The sequence below is a fragment of the Kitasatospora sp. NPDC001119 genome (assembly GCF_053598475.1).
The window spans coordinates 28,878-42,413 of sequence record NZ_JBSFKI010000060.1 but is presented as its reverse complement, the minus strand read 5'-3'; the positions used below and the strand labels follow the sequence as shown (position 1 = coordinate 42,413).

Below are 13,536 nucleotides of genomic sequence, written 5' to 3'. Positions count from 1 at the left end.
GTGCAGTTGCTGGGCGGGTACGGGTACACGCGGGACTACCCGGTGGAGCGGATGATGCGGGACGCGAAGATCACGCAGATCTACGAGGGGACCAACCAGGTCCAGCGGATCGTGATGGCCCGCAACCTCCCGTAACGCGCACACACACCGGCGTACAGCCACGGCCCCCGATCGCCCGTCCGCGGTCGGGGGCCGGAAAACCGTGCGACGGCGGGTGGCCGCGCTCCGTAGGCTGCCCGCCATGTCCTCCACGCCCGCCGCGACGACCCCGCCCGCACCGCCCGCCACGCTCAGCCTGGCCCCGATCACCCCCGAGAACGTCGACGCCGCCCTCGCCCTGCGGGTCCGCCCCGACCAGGAGCACCTGGTGGCGCCGGTGGTGAAGTCGCTGGCCGAGGCGTACGCGTACGGGGAGACGGCCTGGCCCCGGCTGATCCTGGAGGACGGGCGGCCGGTCGGCTTCGTGATGGCCTTCTTCGACATCGTCTTCCACCCCGACCGCCCCGGCGACCGCCCCCGCTCCGGCCTGTGGCGGCTGCTGGTCGACGCCGGGCAGCAGCGCGGCGGGTACGGCCGCTTCGCCGTCGAGCAGGTCTGCGCCGAGATCCGCCGCCGCGGCGGCACCCGCGCCACCGTCACCTACCACCCGGGCCCGGACGGCCCGGCGGAGTTCTACGCCCGCCTCGGCTTCCGCCCGACCGGCGAGCTCAGCGGCGACCAGGCCGTCGCCGAACGGGAGTTGTAGGACCGCCACGGCCTGCCGCGGGCCGGCGGCCGCCGGGTAGGGTCCGGGGCCATGACCGAGCCGGGCTTCCTCACCGAGACCAGGGCGTTCTACGACGCCGTCGCCACCGAGTACACCGATCTCTTCCGGGACGCGCTGGACCGCATGCCGATGGACCGGGCGATGCTGGCGCTCTTCGCCGACCTGGTCCGCGCCGAGCGGCCGGACGGCAGGACGGCCGAAGTCGGCTGCGGCCCGGGCCGGATGACCGGCCCCCTGTACGGCCTCGGCGTGGACGTGCACGGGATCGACCTCTCGCCGCGGATGGTCGAGCTGGCCCGGAAGGCCCACCCGGAGGTGCCGTTCAGCGTCGGCTCGATGTTCGACCTCCCCTTCCGGGACGGGGAGTTGACCGGCGTGGTGGCCTGGTACTCGATCATCCACACCCCGGCGGATCGGCTCCCCGAGGTGTTCGCCGAGTTCGCCCGGGTGCTCGCCCCCGGCGGCCACCTGATGCTCGCCTTCCAGGTCGGCGACCGGCCCCTGCACCTGGAGCGGCCGTTCGGGCAGCCGGTGTCGCTGGACTTCCGCCGGCTGCGGCCGGAGCACGTCGAGGAGCTGGCCCGGGAGGCCGGCCTGCCGGTCACCTCCCGTACGGTCCGGGAGCCGGAGGGCGACGAGAGGACCCCGCAGGCCTACCTGCTGGCCCGCAAGCCGGTGGCCGGGGGCTGAACCGGAGGCCGGATGCCGGGCGCCGACGGCCGCACGTCAGGCGGCCGGGGCCGACGGCTGCCCGGAGGCGGTCGCGATCACCTCGTCCAGCACCTCGCGGGAGCGGAGCAGGTCGTCGATCGTCCGGTCGATCCGCTGGCGCTCCGCGGTGAGCTCCTCCACCAGGAGCGGGGTGGCGATCTCGTTCGGGCTGCCGTCGGAGTCCCGCATGCAGGGGAGGATCTTGTAGATGGTCCGGCTGTGCAGTCCGGCCGCGAACAGCTCCTGGATGTGCACCACCCGGTCGACGGCGGCCTCCGGGTACTCCCGGTGGCCGCCCTCGGTGCGGCGGGCGGCCAGCAGGCCCTGCTGCTCGTAGTAGCGCAGCGAGCGCTCGCTCACACCCGTCCGCCGGGCCAGTTCGCCGATCCGCATGCCGTCCACCCCGTCCCGTCCCGTGCCGCCGTCGCCGTCCGCCGTCGCCGTTCACCGGCCCCGCCCGCCGTCGCGGATCGGGCCGCCCGAAAACCTGACATCGATGGTAGCTTCCCGGTCCCGGCGAGGGGGGCGGAACCGGATAACACAGCGGTGTCCGGCCCGGCCCGACCGGGGGTGACGCGCGAGGAACAGGCGATCGTGCCATGATCCCTGCATGTCTTCCAACGTTTTCTTCGACATCGAGATCAACGGCGAGGCGGCCGGCCGGATCGTCTTCAAGCTCTACGACGACGTCGTCCCCAAGACCGCCCAGAACTTCCGCGAGCTGGCCACCGGCCAGAACGGCTTCGGCTACGAGGGCTCCGGCTTCCACCGCGTGATCCCGGCCTTCATGCTCCAGGGTGGTGACTTCACCAACCACAACGGCACCGGTGGCAAGAGCATCTACGGCGAGAAGTTCGCCGACGAGAACTTCAAGATGAAGCACGACCGCCCGGGTCTGCTGTCGATGGCCAACGCCGGCCGCAACACCAACGGCTCGCAGTTCTTCATCACCACCATCGTCACCGACTGGCTGGACGGCAAGCACGTCGTCTTCGGCGAGGTCGTCGAGGGCATGGATCTGGTCAAGAAGATCGAGGGCCTCGGCTCGCAGAGCGGCCGCACCTCGGCCAAGATCACCATCGCCAAGTCCGGCGTGGTCGCCTAAGCACCGCCGCCACCTGGCACGCACCGCCCCGGAGCGGGACGTCGGATCTTCCGATCTCCCGCTCCGGGGCGGTTTCGCGTCCGCCCCCGTACCCGCGCCCGCACCCGGACGCCGCCCGGTTCCCGCCCCCTTTTCGCGCCGGGCGCCGCCGTGCGGCGGGCAGGGTAGCCCGGAGCGCGGCCGTCCGGGCCGGAACCGGGCAATCGTGCGGCCTGCCTGCGCCGGAGCCCTACGCTCGATTCGGACGCGGCCCCAGCCGCGGCCGAACTCGACTCTGCGGCAAGGTGGTTGACCGATGATGGAGCAGGGCGCCGACGACGGCGAGGTGACCTACGAACAGGTGACGGTGGTCTCCCTGGCCGGCTGCGAGCCGGTCGGCCCGGCGCGGTTCGCCGTCCGGGTCGCCCGCGAGGGCATGACCGTCAAGCGGGTGGCGGGCTACTGGGTGCGCTGGGACGAGCGGTGGGGCCCGGAGGAGGTCCGCCACCACTCCCGCTGGATCGCGGACGAGGAGTACGTGCGGCCGGACACCGGCAGCCTGGAGGGCACCCTCGCGGTGATGGTCGCCGCGTACTGGACGGACCCGGCGGGCGCCTTCCCGCGCCGCCCGGGCACCGAGACCGTGGTGACCTTCCGGCCGGGCGAGACCGAGCACGAGCTGGTGCTGGAGCAGCCCGCGCCGCCCGTGTCGGCGGCCGCCGCCGCGCACCGCCCGGCCTCGCTGTCGGTGCAGCTGACCCACGCGCGGTGGCTGGGCGGCGACGGGCAGCCGATCCACTACGGCTTCTCGGGCGCGACCGAGGAGGCGGCCGGCGGCGAGGGGGAGTGGCTGGTCCGCTTCCCGGAGTGCGGCACCGGCCTGCTGCCGTACGTCTAGGCCGCATGGCACGTCCCGTACCCCCGCGCGTTCAGGCGGGGCTCGGAGCGGGCCGGGCCGGTGCCGCCGCGGGCCCCCAGTCGCCCGCCCGCGTCCCCACCTTGCGCGCCGGTGCGCCGGCCCAGATCTCGCCGGGGCCGGTCGAGCGGGTGAGCACCGCGTTGGCCCCGACGACGGTGCCCGCGCCGACGGTCAGCACGCCCTCCTTGCACACCACCTTGGCGCCCGCGCACAGCACCGCCCCGTCCTCGACCACCACCCGCCGCATCGCGCTCTCCTCCTGCGGCACCCAGGGGTCGGCCCGGCCGATGGTCACGCCGTTGTAGAGCGTCACGCCGGCGCCGAGGGTGGTGTACGGGTGCAGCACGGTGCCGAAGCCGCGGTGGAAGACCATCAGCCCGGGCCCGATCTCGCAGGCGGCGGGCACCTCCATCCCGTACAGCGCGAGCGCCTCCTGGACCAGGCGGCCCAGGAGGCGGTGGCGACGGCGGCGGATCAGTGCGGTGACGAGTGGCATCCACTCATTGTGGTGGAGCGGTCACGCGAAGTGGCCGACTACTTGAACTCCGGCACCGCGGTGTCGTTCTTGAAGGCGTCGAAGACCTGCTTGGACTTGCCGGCGTCCCAGAGCACGGCGGACTCGCCGGTCTTGGTCCGGTAGTCCGGGTTGCCGATCGGCACGGTCAGCGACTTGCCGCTGCCGCCGTTGACGTCCTTCATGGCGAGGAAGAGCGAGCCGAGGTCGGTCAGCCCGCAGTCCTCGTCGACGATCAGGGTGCCGAGCGCGGAGTCGACCAGCGGGTAGAAGGTGAACGGGTTCATCAGGTTGCCCGGGGAGGCGGCCTGGTGGGCGAGGGCGCCGAGGAACTTCTGCTGGTTGCGCATCCGGCCGAGGTCCTGGTCGGCCATCTGGTGGCGCTGGCGGACGAAGGCCAGGGCCTGCTTGCCGGTGAGGGTCTGGTCGCCGGCCTTGAGGTCGAGCCCGGAGTCCTTGTCCTTGACGTCCTGGTCGATCTTCATCTCGACGCCGCCGATCGAGTCGACGATGCCGACGAAACCGCCGAAGCCGATCTCGGCGTAGTGGTCGATCCGTATGCCGGTGTTCTGCTCGACGGTCTGGACCAGCAGGCGGCCGCCGCCGTTGCCGAAGGCCGAGTTGATCTTCGCGGTGGTGCCCTTGACCGGCTTGCCGTTGCTGCCCGGGTGCTCGGGGATCGGCACCCAGGAGTCGCGCGGGATGCTCATCAGGGTGTTCCCGTTGTCCCCGACGTGCAGGATCATCATCGAGTCGCTGCGCTTGCCCTCGGTGTCGTGCCCGGTGTGCAGGTCGTCCTGCTCGGAGTCGGTGAGGCCCTGGCGGCTGTCGGAGCCGACGATCAGCCAGTTGGTGCCCTTGCCCGCGGCGGGGCGGCCGGGGTAGTCGGCGAGCACGTTCTCGTGGTTGAGCTTGGAGTCCGCCCAGAACCAGGTGGAGACGGCGGTCACCATGACGGCGATCAGCAGGCCGAATACCGACCACTTCACGATCCGCCGCCGCGGCCAGCGCCGGGCCTGGGCACCGGGCGGGCGGGTGCCGCCGGGGCCGCCGGGGCCGCCGGGGCGGCCCTGACCACCCTGACCACCCTGGCCATCGGGACCGCCGGGACCACCGGGGCGCCCCGGGCCGCCGGGGCGGGCGCCGGGTGCGCCGGCCCCCTGCGGCGGGACGCCGCCCAGCCGGGACTGCCCCGGTTGCCCCGGCTGCCCCCCGGGCTGTCGCGGCTGCCGTGGCGCGGCCGCCCCCGGCCCGCGCGGGTTCAGCGAGGACGGCAGCGGCGGCTCGGCCGAGCCGCCTCCACCGCTGCCGCCGTACGGGTTCCCGCCGCCCCCCGGGCGGCCCTCCTGCCACGTGTTCATGCCGACGAGGATGCCCGACCCCGGTCGGGCTGACTCCCCCCGGGGGGCCCACCAGGCCTCTTGTAGCAGTTTTGATGCACGCCCCGAATCGTTCCGCCGAAACATCCGGACACCCGCCGTTCCAGCGGCTGAAACGTTTCTTGACCAGCTCGAACACAGCGTGTTTGCATTCCAGGCATGGATCAGCGTTGGGCACTCACGCGTCGGCGGCACGTCGACCTGCGGCGCGGTGTGGCCTGTTCGCTCTGTCGCGGCTGACACGCGCCCGTCGGGTCCCCGTACTCCCCGCAGGCCCCGCACGTCCGCCGACGTAGCGCCCCGGTGCCCCGCAACGCCCCCCGCACCGTTCCCGCACCGCCCCCGGTACCGGCCCCCACCGCGGCGCCTTCCCCCGCCGCCGCACTCCGCCGCACCGCGCCGCCCCGCTTCCAGCCAGAGGTGAAACCCATGGCCGTCGTCCTGTCCGTTTCCGGCTCCCCGTCCGCCACCTCCCGCACCACCCGCCTGCTGCGCCACGTCGACGCGCGGCTGGCGGAGCGCGGCCACCACGTCGTCCCCTTCGAGGCCCGCAGCCTGCCCGCGCACGCGCTGCTGTCGGGCGACTTCGACCACCCCGAGATCGTCGCCGTCACCGAGCTGTTCGCCCGCGCCGACGGCGTGGTCGTCGGCACCCCCGTCTACAAGGCCGCCTACTCGGGCCTGCTGAAGGCCCTGCTGGACGTGCTCCCGCAGTACGCCCTGGCCGGCAAGGCCGTCCTGCCGCTCGCCACCGGCGGCTCGCCCGCGCACGTCCTCGCGGTGGACTACGCGCTGCGCCCGGTGCTCAGCTCGATGGGCGCCGGCCACATCACCCAGGGCTGGTTCGTGCTCGACCGCCACATCACCGCCCGGGAGGACGGGACGACCCTGGTGGAGCGCGAGACCGAAACGCTGCTGGCCCCGGTCGTGGACGGCTTCGCCACGGCCCTGGAGCGGCTGGCCGCACCCGCGCTGACGAGCTGACGGACCGTCGCCGCCGGCCCGTACGGGGCGTCCCCGAGACGGGCCGCGGCGACCCCTAGGGGGAGCCGCTCCGCGGCCCGTAGAACCTTGGTTGAGAGGCTTCATTCCGGCGGATGACGAGCGCTCCGCCGCCGACTCCTAACGTGGTTCACACATCCCCACCCGCCAGGAAGCGGCCCGGTTGCGCCGGGTCCGGTGGCCAGGTCCACCGGGAGGGTGGAGACAACTCCCGGTCGAGGACTACCGCCCGCGCCATGTCGCGCGGCGGGCGGGCCCGTGAGGCTGGGGGCCAACGGGTGAGCGCATCTTCCTTAGGAGTGTCCCAGTGACGACGGCAGCAGCAGCCGTGTACGACCCCCAGCTTCCCGGCGGGGCGCCCGCCGTCGCCGCGTCGGCCCGTCAGGTCACCAAGGCGTACGGCTCGGGTGAGACCAGGGTGACCGCGCTCGACGCGGTCGACGTCGACATCCAGCGCGGCCGGTTCACCGCGATCATGGGGCCGTCGGGCTCCGGCAAGTCCACCCTGATGCACTGCCTGGCGGGCCTCGACACGGTCACCTCCGGGCAGATCCGGATCGGCGACACCGAGATCACCGGCCTGAAGGACAAGCAGCTCACCAGGCTCCGGCGCGACAAGATCGGCTTCATCTTCCAGGCCTTCAACCTGCTCCCGACGCTGAACGCGCTGGAGAACATCACGCTCCCGATGGACATCGCCGGGCGCAGGCCCGACCAGGCCTGGCTGGACCAGGTGGTGGAGACGGTCGGCCTGTCCGGCCGGCTCAAGCACCGCCCCGCCCAGCTCTCCGGCGGCCAGCAGCAGCGCGTCGCGGTGGCCCGGGCACTGGCCGCCCGGCCCGAGATCATCTTCGGCGACGAGCCCACCGGGAACCTGGACTCCCGGTCCGGCGCCGAGGTGCTGACCTTCCTGCGCCGCTCGGTGGACGAGCTGGGCCAGACCATCGTGATGGTCACCCACGACCCGGTCGCCGCCGGCTACGCGGACCGCGTGCTCTTCCTCGCCGACGGCGTGATCGTGGACGAGATGTACGCGCCCACCGCCGACTCCGTCCTCGAACGCATGCGCCGTTTCGACGGCAAGCGCACCAGCTGAGCGGCGGGACGACACCATCATGCTGCTCAAGACCTCACTGCGGAGCTTCCTCGCCCACAAGGGCCGGATGGCGCTCTCGCTCATCGCCGTCGTGCTGTCGGTGGCCTTCGTCTCCGGCACCCTGGTGTTCTCCAACACCGCCACCGGCACCTTCGACAAGCTCTTCGCCGCGACCTCCTCCGACGTCTCGGTCCAGCCGCCCAAGCCGGCCGAGGACGAGGAGCAGCAGGCCGCCGTCAAGCCGCCGACCGTCCCGGTCGCGCTGGAGCGGCAGGTCGCCGCGCTGCCCGGGGTGAAGAGCGCTGTCGGCCAGGTCCTGGTCGAGAACGCCGTCATGATCAACCCGGCCACCAACAAGCTGGTCGGCCCGACCACCGGCGCGCCCACCCTGCTCGGCAACTGGACCGACACCCCGGGCAACCCGCTGAAGGTCACCTCCGGCCACACGCCGCGCGGCCCGACCGAGCTGCTGCTGGACGCGGACACCGTGAAGAAGGCCAAGCTCGCCCTCGGCGACACGCTCAGGGTCGAGAACCCCCTCGGCCGGCACGACTTCACCATCGTCGGCATCGGCACCTTCACCACCACCAACCCGGGCGCGGCGCTCGGCTTCCTGGACACCCCGACCGCCCAGCAGGCACTGCTCGGCGAGCCGGCCTTCAGCACCGTCGAGGCGTACGGCGACGGCAGCCGCGGCGACGACCGGCTCAAGGCCGACGCGCTGGCCCAGCTCGGCGGCGGGTACCAGGTGAAGACGGCGGCCGAGCAGAAGGCCGACCGCAGCGAGCAGGTCGGCAAGGGCCTCGGCTTCATGAAGTACGCGATGCTCGGCTTCGCCTTCGTCTCGGCGATCGTCGGCGCCTTCCTGATCGTCAACACCTTCTCGATGCTGGTCGCCCAGCGCACCCGGGAGATCGGCCTGCTGCGCGCCATCGGCGGCAGCCGGCGGCAGGTCAACCGCTCGGTGCTGGTCGAGGCGCTGATCCTGGGCGTGCTCGGCTCGACCCTCGGGGTCGCGGCCGGCCTGGGCGTGGCGGTCGGCCTGATCAAGCTGATGACGGCGATCGGCATGGACCTGGAGGCGGCCGACCTGCAGATCGGGCCGGACGTGTTCGTCGCCGGGTACGCGCTGGGCATCGTGGTCACCCTGGTCGCGGCCTGGTTCCCGGCCCGCCGGGCGAGCCGGATCTCGCCGATGGCCGCGCTGCGCGACCACGGCACCCCGGCGGAGGCCCGGGCCAACCTCGTCCGCACCGGCCTCGGCCTGCTGCTGACGGCGGGCGGCGGCGCGGTGCTGGTGCTCGGCGCGGGGGCGGAGAAGGCGGCCACCGGCGGCCGGTACCTGGGCCTCGGCGTGGTGCTCACCCTGATCGGCTTCGTGGTGCTCGGCCCGCTGCTGGCCTCGGCCGTCGTCCGGGTGCTCGGCGCGCTGCTGCCGGCGCTGTTCGGCCCGTCCGGCAGGCTCGCCCAGCGCAACGCGATGCGCAACCCGCGCCGCACCGGCGCCACCGCCGCCGCGCTGATGATCGGCCTGGCGCTGGTGATCGCCTCCGCGGTGTTCAGCTCCTCGGCCGTCACCTCGACCAGCGCGCAGATCGACAAGTCTGTGGGCGCGGACTACATCGTCTCCGGCGGCCGTACCGCGATCACCCCCGAGATGACGGACGCGGTCCGGAAGACCCCGGGCATCGACCACGTCACCACCCAGCGGTTCTTCGCCGCCAAGGTCCAGCTGCCGGACGGGCAGAAGGCCAAGACCCCGCTGACCGCCGTGCCGCCGTCCTTCTTCGGCACCGACTTCCGGCCGACCGTCGACTCCGGTGCGGTGGACTCGCTCCAGCGCGGCTCGCTGGGGATCGGCGCCGCCTTCGCCAAGGACCACGGCCTGAAGGTCGGCGACCAGGTCACCGTCGACTACGGCCAGGGCCGCACCCAGACGGTGCCGGTCGGCGCGGTCTTCGGCAAGGGCGAGCTGTTCGGCGACGGCTCCTTCGTGGCCATGGACACCATGGAGAAGGTCGTCCCGGCCGCCGAGCAGCCGCCGGTGTGGACCTTCTTCGCCAAGGCCTCCCAGGGCGCCGACGTCGACCGGACGCTGACCGCGCTGGAGGACGGGCTGAAGGAGTACCCGCAGCTCACCATCAAGGACCGGGCCGGCTACAAGGAGCTCGCCCAGTCCCAGATCAACACCCTGCTCTACCTGATCTACGGGCTGGTCGCCCTCTCGATCACGGTCGCGGTGCTCGGCGTGGTCAACACCCTGGCGCTGTCGGTGGTCGAGCGGACCCGCGAGATCGGCCTGCTGCGGGCGATCGGGCTCTCCCGCCGCCAGCTGCGCCGGATGATCCGGCTGGAGTCCGTGGTGATCGCGGTGTTCGGCGCCGTCCTCGGCACCGGACTGGGCCTCGGCTGGGGCGTCACCGCCCAGCGGGTGCTGCGGGACCAGGGCCTCGGGACGCTCTCCGTCCCGACCGTCACGGTGGCGGTCACGCTGGTCGCCTCGGTGCTGATCGGCCTGTTCGCCGCACTCGTCCCGGCCTTCCGGGCCGGACGCATGAACGTCCTCGCGGCCATCGCGACGGACTGACCCGGCGCCGGGGGGCGCCGGGCCCGGACCACGGGGGAACGGGGGAACGGGGGGACCCACGGGGGAACGGGGGAAACGGGGGGACCCACGGGGGACCGGGGGGCACGGGGGACAGGGGCCGGGTGCGCACAGCACCCGGCCCCTGCGCCGTGCCCCGCCCCCGCAGGTCCGGGCCGGTCCGGCGGGCGTACCGTCCGTTTCCCGGGTGCTGGGATGATCGTCCGATGCTCCCCTCGGACGCCCCGCCCCTGCCCAGCGCAGCGCCCCTCACCAGCGCGGCCGCCGCCCGCTGGCGCGCCGCCCGGACCGCCTGGCGACTGGACGGCCGCTGGCTCGCGCTGGTGCCGCTCGCGTTCGTGGTCCTGGCCGGCGCGGTGGAGCCGGACGTGGGCCGGTGCAACGTCCAGAACGTCTGCCGGGACACCTGGGGCTCGGGGCTGGCCGGCTGGTCGGTGCTGGCCGAGATCGTCCTGCTGGCCACCAGGGCCCGGGTCCGGGTGCTCGTCCCGCCGGTCGTCCTGGCGCTGCTCTGGTACCTCCCGGAGGGCCTGGTCACCCCGGTCGCCCGCTGGTCGGCGGTGCTGCTGCACGTGCTGCTCACCGCCGTCCTGCTCGGCGCCGAGTCCGGCCGCCGCCGCGCCCGCCAGCAGCTGGACGAGCTGATGGCCCCGCCCGTCCCCTATCCCTGGAGCGCCGCGGGCGGGCCCTCGCCCGTCCACCGGGACGGCCCGCCCGTGCTGCGCCGCGCCCTCGGAGTCCTGCTGCTGGTGGTCGCCGCGGCCTTCCCGGTGTACGGCCTCTGGGCGCAGGCCCGGGCGGACGGCGCCGCCGAGCGGGCCACCCGGGTGACCGGCACCGCGGACGGGAGCGACCGGGACGGCGCGCTGACCGTCCGCTTCCAGCCGCCCGGCGGCGGCCCCGAGCGCACCGCCGCCCTGGACGTCTGGTGGCAGCGCCGGCCGCAGCCCGGCGAGCCCGTCCCGCTGCTGGTGGACGGCGACTCGGTGCGCGCCCTGGGCGACGACTACGACGTCTCCGGCCAGCTGGCCGCCGGCGGCCTGATCGCCCTGCCCGGCCTGGTGCTGCTCGGCTCGGCCGCCGTCGCGAGCGCCCGCCGGGGCAGGCCCGCCTTCGCCGGAGCCGGCCCCGCGCTGGCCGTCCGGGTGCGCGCCGACGCCCGCGGCGACCTGCTGGTGCTGCCGCTGGACGGCCCGCCGGACGGCCCCGGGCTCTGGCGGCTGGTCGAGCGCGACCGCTACCGCTGGGCCCGGAACGCCGCCCCGGACGGCGCGGCCCCGGCCTGGGTGCCCGAACACCTGGAGACCGAGGACGAGGACGCCGACTACCCCGACCCGGTGCTCGACCACGACGAGGACGAGGAGGAGCACTGGGAGCTGTTCGACCGGGCGACCCCGGCCGAGGCCGCCGAGTGGCTGGCCCGGGCCGGCCGCAGCGTGCCCGCCGTGCTGTACGGCGGCCCGGACGGGCCCGACCACCAGCTCCTGGTCCGCCCCGGCCTGCTGGACGGCGACCCGCACTGGGTGGCGGCCGTGGTCGCCCCCGCCGCCCGGCCCCCGCGCGTCGGCCGGCGCTCCGGGCGCTACCGCGAGCGCGACCTGGCCGTCGCCGCGCTGACCGCCGAGACCGTCGCCGCCGCCCCGGCGGCCGGTCCGGACGCCGAGCCGCTGGCCGCCCGCCGCTGGGAGATGCCGCTGCCGCTGCGCGCGGCCGCCGGACCGGTGGCGGCCCTGGTGGTCGCCGCCGCCGTGGTGCTGCTCGACGACGACGGCTGGTGGGAGGGGCTGCTGCGCCCGCTGTGGATCGGCTCGCTGGCGATCCTGGCCTGCGCCCAGACGCTGTCCTGGCAGCTGGTCGCCGACCGCAACGGCCTGCGGGTGGCCACCGCGCTGCGCACCCGCTGCTACCGGTGGGCGGAGATCTCGGCGGCGGCGGCGCACCGGAACCTGCTCACCATCCGGCTGCACGGCGGGCGGGAGTTCTCCTTCTTCAGCCGCCCGGCGGTCTGGCTGGCCGCCCTCTTCGGCGGCCGGTACGACCCGGGCGCGGTGGCCCGGACCGTCGCCACCGCCGCCCACCGCCCCGACCTGCGCCCGGCACAGGCCCTGCCGGACCGGCTGGGCGGCCCCCAGCACCTGGTGAACCGGCTCGCGCTGACCGGCTACGCGGTGTTCACCGTCGCCCACTACGCACTCTGAACCCACCCCGGACCGCCACCGGATCCACACCGCTTCCGGCCTGCGCGTAAGGGGGAGTACGGTGTTCTTGATCACAGCACCGGCGCGGCACCGCGAGGCGTCCCCGGCAGCCCGGACCGGGACAAGACGAGGACACGTCCGCACCGGTACGGTTGGCCCCGATGAACACCAAGGCTGCTGAGGAGCTGCCGGCTGTTTCCGTGATCATGCCGGTGCTCAACGAGGAACGTCACCTGCGCACGGCGGTCCGGCGCATCCTGGACCAGGAGTACCCCGGGCCGATGGAGGTGGTGATCGCCCTCGGTCCCTCCACCGACCGCACCGCGGAGATCGCGGCCGAGCTGGTGGCCGAGGACCCGCGGGTGCGGACGGTGGCGAACCCCACCGGCCGGACGCCGGCCGGGCTGAACGCCGCGATCCGGGGCTCCCGGCACCCGATAGTCGTGCGCGTGGACGGCCACGGCCTGCTCACCCCCGGCTACATCACCACGGCGGTCCGGCTGCTCGGCGAGATGGACGCGGCCAACGTCGGCGGCATCATGCACGCCGAGGGCGAGACCGAGTGGGAGAACGCGGTCGCCGCCGCGATGACCTCCAAGATCGGCGTCGGGAACGCGGCCTTCCACACCGGCGGCCTGGCCGGCCCGGCGGACACCGTCTACCTCGGGGTGTTCCGGCGCGAGGTGCTGGAGAAGCTCGGCGGCTACAACGAGGAGTTCATCCGCGCCCAGGACTGGGAGCTGAACTACCGGATCCGCCAGGACGGCGGCCTGGTCTGGTTCACCCCGCAGCTCAAGGTGACGTACCGGCCCCGCCCCTCGGTGCGGGCGCTGGCCAAGCAGTACAAGGACTACGGCCGCTGGCGCCGGGTGGTCACCCGCTACCACCGGGGCTCGGTCAACCTGCGCTACCTCGCCCCGCCGGCCGCGCTGGCGGCGGTCCTGCTCGGGCTGGGGCTCGGCGCCGCCGTCCACCCGGCCTTCCTCGCGGTGCCCGGCGCGTACCTGCTGGGCATCCTCGGCGGCGCGGCGGTCGAGGGGCGCGGCCTGTCGTTCAAGGCCAAGGCGCTGCTGCCGGTGGCCTTCGCGACCATGCACCTCAGCTGGGGCTTCGGCTTCCTGACCTCACCGCGCTCGCTGGCCCGGAGAGTGATCGCCAGCGTCGGCCCGGCCGCCAAGGACGTGCTCTCGAAGACCGGCTGATCCGCGGATCCGCCGATTCGTTTCGGCAGCCGCCCCGGCGCCTTCTCGACGCCTTCTCGG

13 protein-coding genes are annotated in these 13,536 nt (G+C 74.1%); 10 read left to right on the top strand and 3 right to left on the bottom strand.

Annotated features, from left to right (window positions below):
• From ACWDD9_RS40785 to ACWDD9_RS40775, 3 genes are all read left to right on the top strand, one after another.
• Positions 1–135: acyl-CoA dehydrogenase family protein (locus ACWDD9_RS40785; RefSeq protein ID WP_364745010.1), on the top strand; the 135-nt coding region annotated here is incomplete at its 5' end.
• A gap of 106 nt (positions 136–241) precedes the next feature.
• Positions 242–745, top strand: a complete 504-nt coding sequence (locus tag ACWDD9_RS40780) for a GNAT family N-acetyltransferase (RefSeq protein WP_449814400.1) — start codon at positions 242–244, stop codon at positions 743–745.
• A gap of 51 nt (positions 746–796) precedes the next feature.
• On the top strand, positions 797–1,456 hold the full coding sequence (locus tag ACWDD9_RS40775) for a class I SAM-dependent methyltransferase (RefSeq protein WP_449814399.1): 660 nt from the start codon (positions 797–799) through the stop codon (positions 1,454–1,456).
• 36 nt (positions 1,457–1,492) lie between these two features.
• On the opposite strand, the gene ACWDD9_RS40770 is transcribed toward ACWDD9_RS40775, so the two are convergent.
• Complete coding sequence (locus ACWDD9_RS40770) at positions 1,493–1,870, bottom strand: MerR family transcriptional regulator (RefSeq protein ID WP_049650041.1); 378 nt, start codon at positions 1,868–1,870, stop codon at positions 1,493–1,495.
• A gap of 217 nt (positions 1,871–2,087) precedes the next feature.
• Between ACWDD9_RS40770 and ACWDD9_RS40765 the strand changes: the two genes are divergently transcribed.
• Positions 2,088–2,582: a peptidylprolyl isomerase gene (locus ACWDD9_RS40765; protein WP_449814398.1), complete on the top strand. Its 495-nt coding sequence runs from the start codon at positions 2,088–2,090 to the stop codon at positions 2,580–2,582.
• Positions 2,583–2,877: 295 nt separating this feature from the next.
• Positions 2,878–3,459 (top strand): hypothetical protein, encoded by a 582-nt coding sequence (locus ACWDD9_RS40760; protein WP_049650011.1) that lies wholly within the window; start codon positions 2,878–2,880, stop codon positions 3,457–3,459.
• Between the two features lie 31 nt (positions 3,460–3,490).
• Here the strand turns inward: ACWDD9_RS40760 and ACWDD9_RS40755 are convergent, their stop codons facing one another.
• Together ACWDD9_RS40755 and ACWDD9_RS40750 are read right to left on the bottom strand one after the other, a co-directional pair.
• On the bottom strand, positions 3,491–3,976 hold the full coding sequence (locus ACWDD9_RS40755) for an LbetaH domain-containing protein (RefSeq protein WP_049650010.1): 486 nt from the start codon (positions 3,974–3,976) through the stop codon (positions 3,491–3,493).
• Positions 3,977–4,014: 38 nt separating this feature from the next.
• Positions 4,015–4,983, bottom strand: a complete 969-nt coding sequence (locus tag ACWDD9_RS40750) for an LCP family protein (RefSeq protein ID WP_387831195.1) — start codon at positions 4,981–4,983, stop codon at positions 4,015–4,017.
• 819 nt (positions 4,984–5,802) lie between these two features.
• Between ACWDD9_RS40750 and ssuE the strand changes: the two genes are divergently transcribed.
• The 5 genes from ssuE (at position 5,803) to ACWDD9_RS40725 (ending at position 13,476) form a co-directional block, all read left to right on the top strand.
• The gene (gene ssuE / locus ACWDD9_RS40745; RefSeq protein ID WP_049658692.1) at positions 5,803–6,357 is read left to right on the top strand and encodes an NADPH-dependent FMN reductase; all 555 of its coding nucleotides are present in this window, start codon (positions 5,803–5,805) and stop codon (positions 6,355–6,357) included.
• A gap of 325 nt (positions 6,358–6,682) precedes the next feature.
• On the top strand, positions 6,683–7,471 hold the full coding sequence (locus ACWDD9_RS40740) for an ABC transporter ATP-binding protein (protein WP_049658694.1): 789 nt from the start codon (positions 6,683–6,685) through the stop codon (positions 7,469–7,471).
• A 16-nt stretch (positions 7,472–7,487) separates the two neighbouring features.
• Positions 7,488–10,058: an ABC transporter permease gene (locus ACWDD9_RS40735; protein WP_449814401.1), complete on the top strand. Its 2,571-nt coding sequence runs from the start codon at positions 7,488–7,490 to the stop codon at positions 10,056–10,058.
• Positions 10,059–10,282: 224 nt separating this feature from the next.
• A complete protein-coding gene (locus tag ACWDD9_RS40730) occupies positions 10,283–12,274 on the top strand; it encodes a hypothetical protein (protein ID WP_380777150.1) in 1,992 nt (663 codons plus the stop codon).
• A 161-nt stretch (positions 12,275–12,435) separates the two neighbouring features.
• Positions 12,436–13,476: a glycosyltransferase family 2 protein gene (locus tag ACWDD9_RS40725; RefSeq protein ID WP_049659498.1), complete on the top strand. Its 1,041-nt coding sequence runs from the start codon at positions 12,436–12,438 to the stop codon at positions 13,474–13,476.
• Positions 13,477–13,536: the final 60 nt, after the last annotated feature.

Bases quoted from the DNA above. Each gene is read 5' to 3' on its own strand.
- ACWDD9_RS40730 (WP_380777150.1), top strand. From the start codon at position 10,283: ATGCTCCCCTCGGACGCCCCGCCCCTGCCCAGCGCAGCGCCCCTCACC.
- ACWDD9_RS40780 (WP_449814400.1), top strand. From the start codon at position 242: ATGTCCTCCACGCCCGCCGCGACGACCCCGCCCGCACCGCCCGCCACG.
- ACWDD9_RS40770 (WP_049650041.1), bottom strand. From the start codon at position 1,870: ATGCGGATCGGCGAACTGGCCCGGCGGACGGGTGTGAGCGAGCGCTCG.
- ACWDD9_RS40765 (WP_449814398.1), top strand. From the start codon at position 2,088: ATGTCTTCCAACGTTTTCTTCGACATCGAGATCAACGGCGAGGCGGCC.
- ACWDD9_RS40760 (WP_049650011.1), top strand. From the start codon at position 2,878: ATGATGGAGCAGGGCGCCGACGACGGCGAGGTGACCTACGAACAGGTG.
- ACWDD9_RS40725 (WP_049659498.1), top strand. From the start codon at position 12,436: ATGAACACCAAGGCTGCTGAGGAGCTGCCGGCTGTTTCCGTGATCATG.
- ssuE (WP_049658692.1), top strand. From the start codon at position 5,803: ATGGCCGTCGTCCTGTCCGTTTCCGGCTCCCCGTCCGCCACCTCCCGC.
- ACWDD9_RS40755 (WP_049650010.1), bottom strand. From the start codon at position 3,976: ATGCCACTCGTCACCGCACTGATCCGCCGCCGTCGCCACCGCCTCCTG.
- ACWDD9_RS40775 (WP_449814399.1), top strand. From the start codon at position 797: ATGACCGAGCCGGGCTTCCTCACCGAGACCAGGGCGTTCTACGACGCC.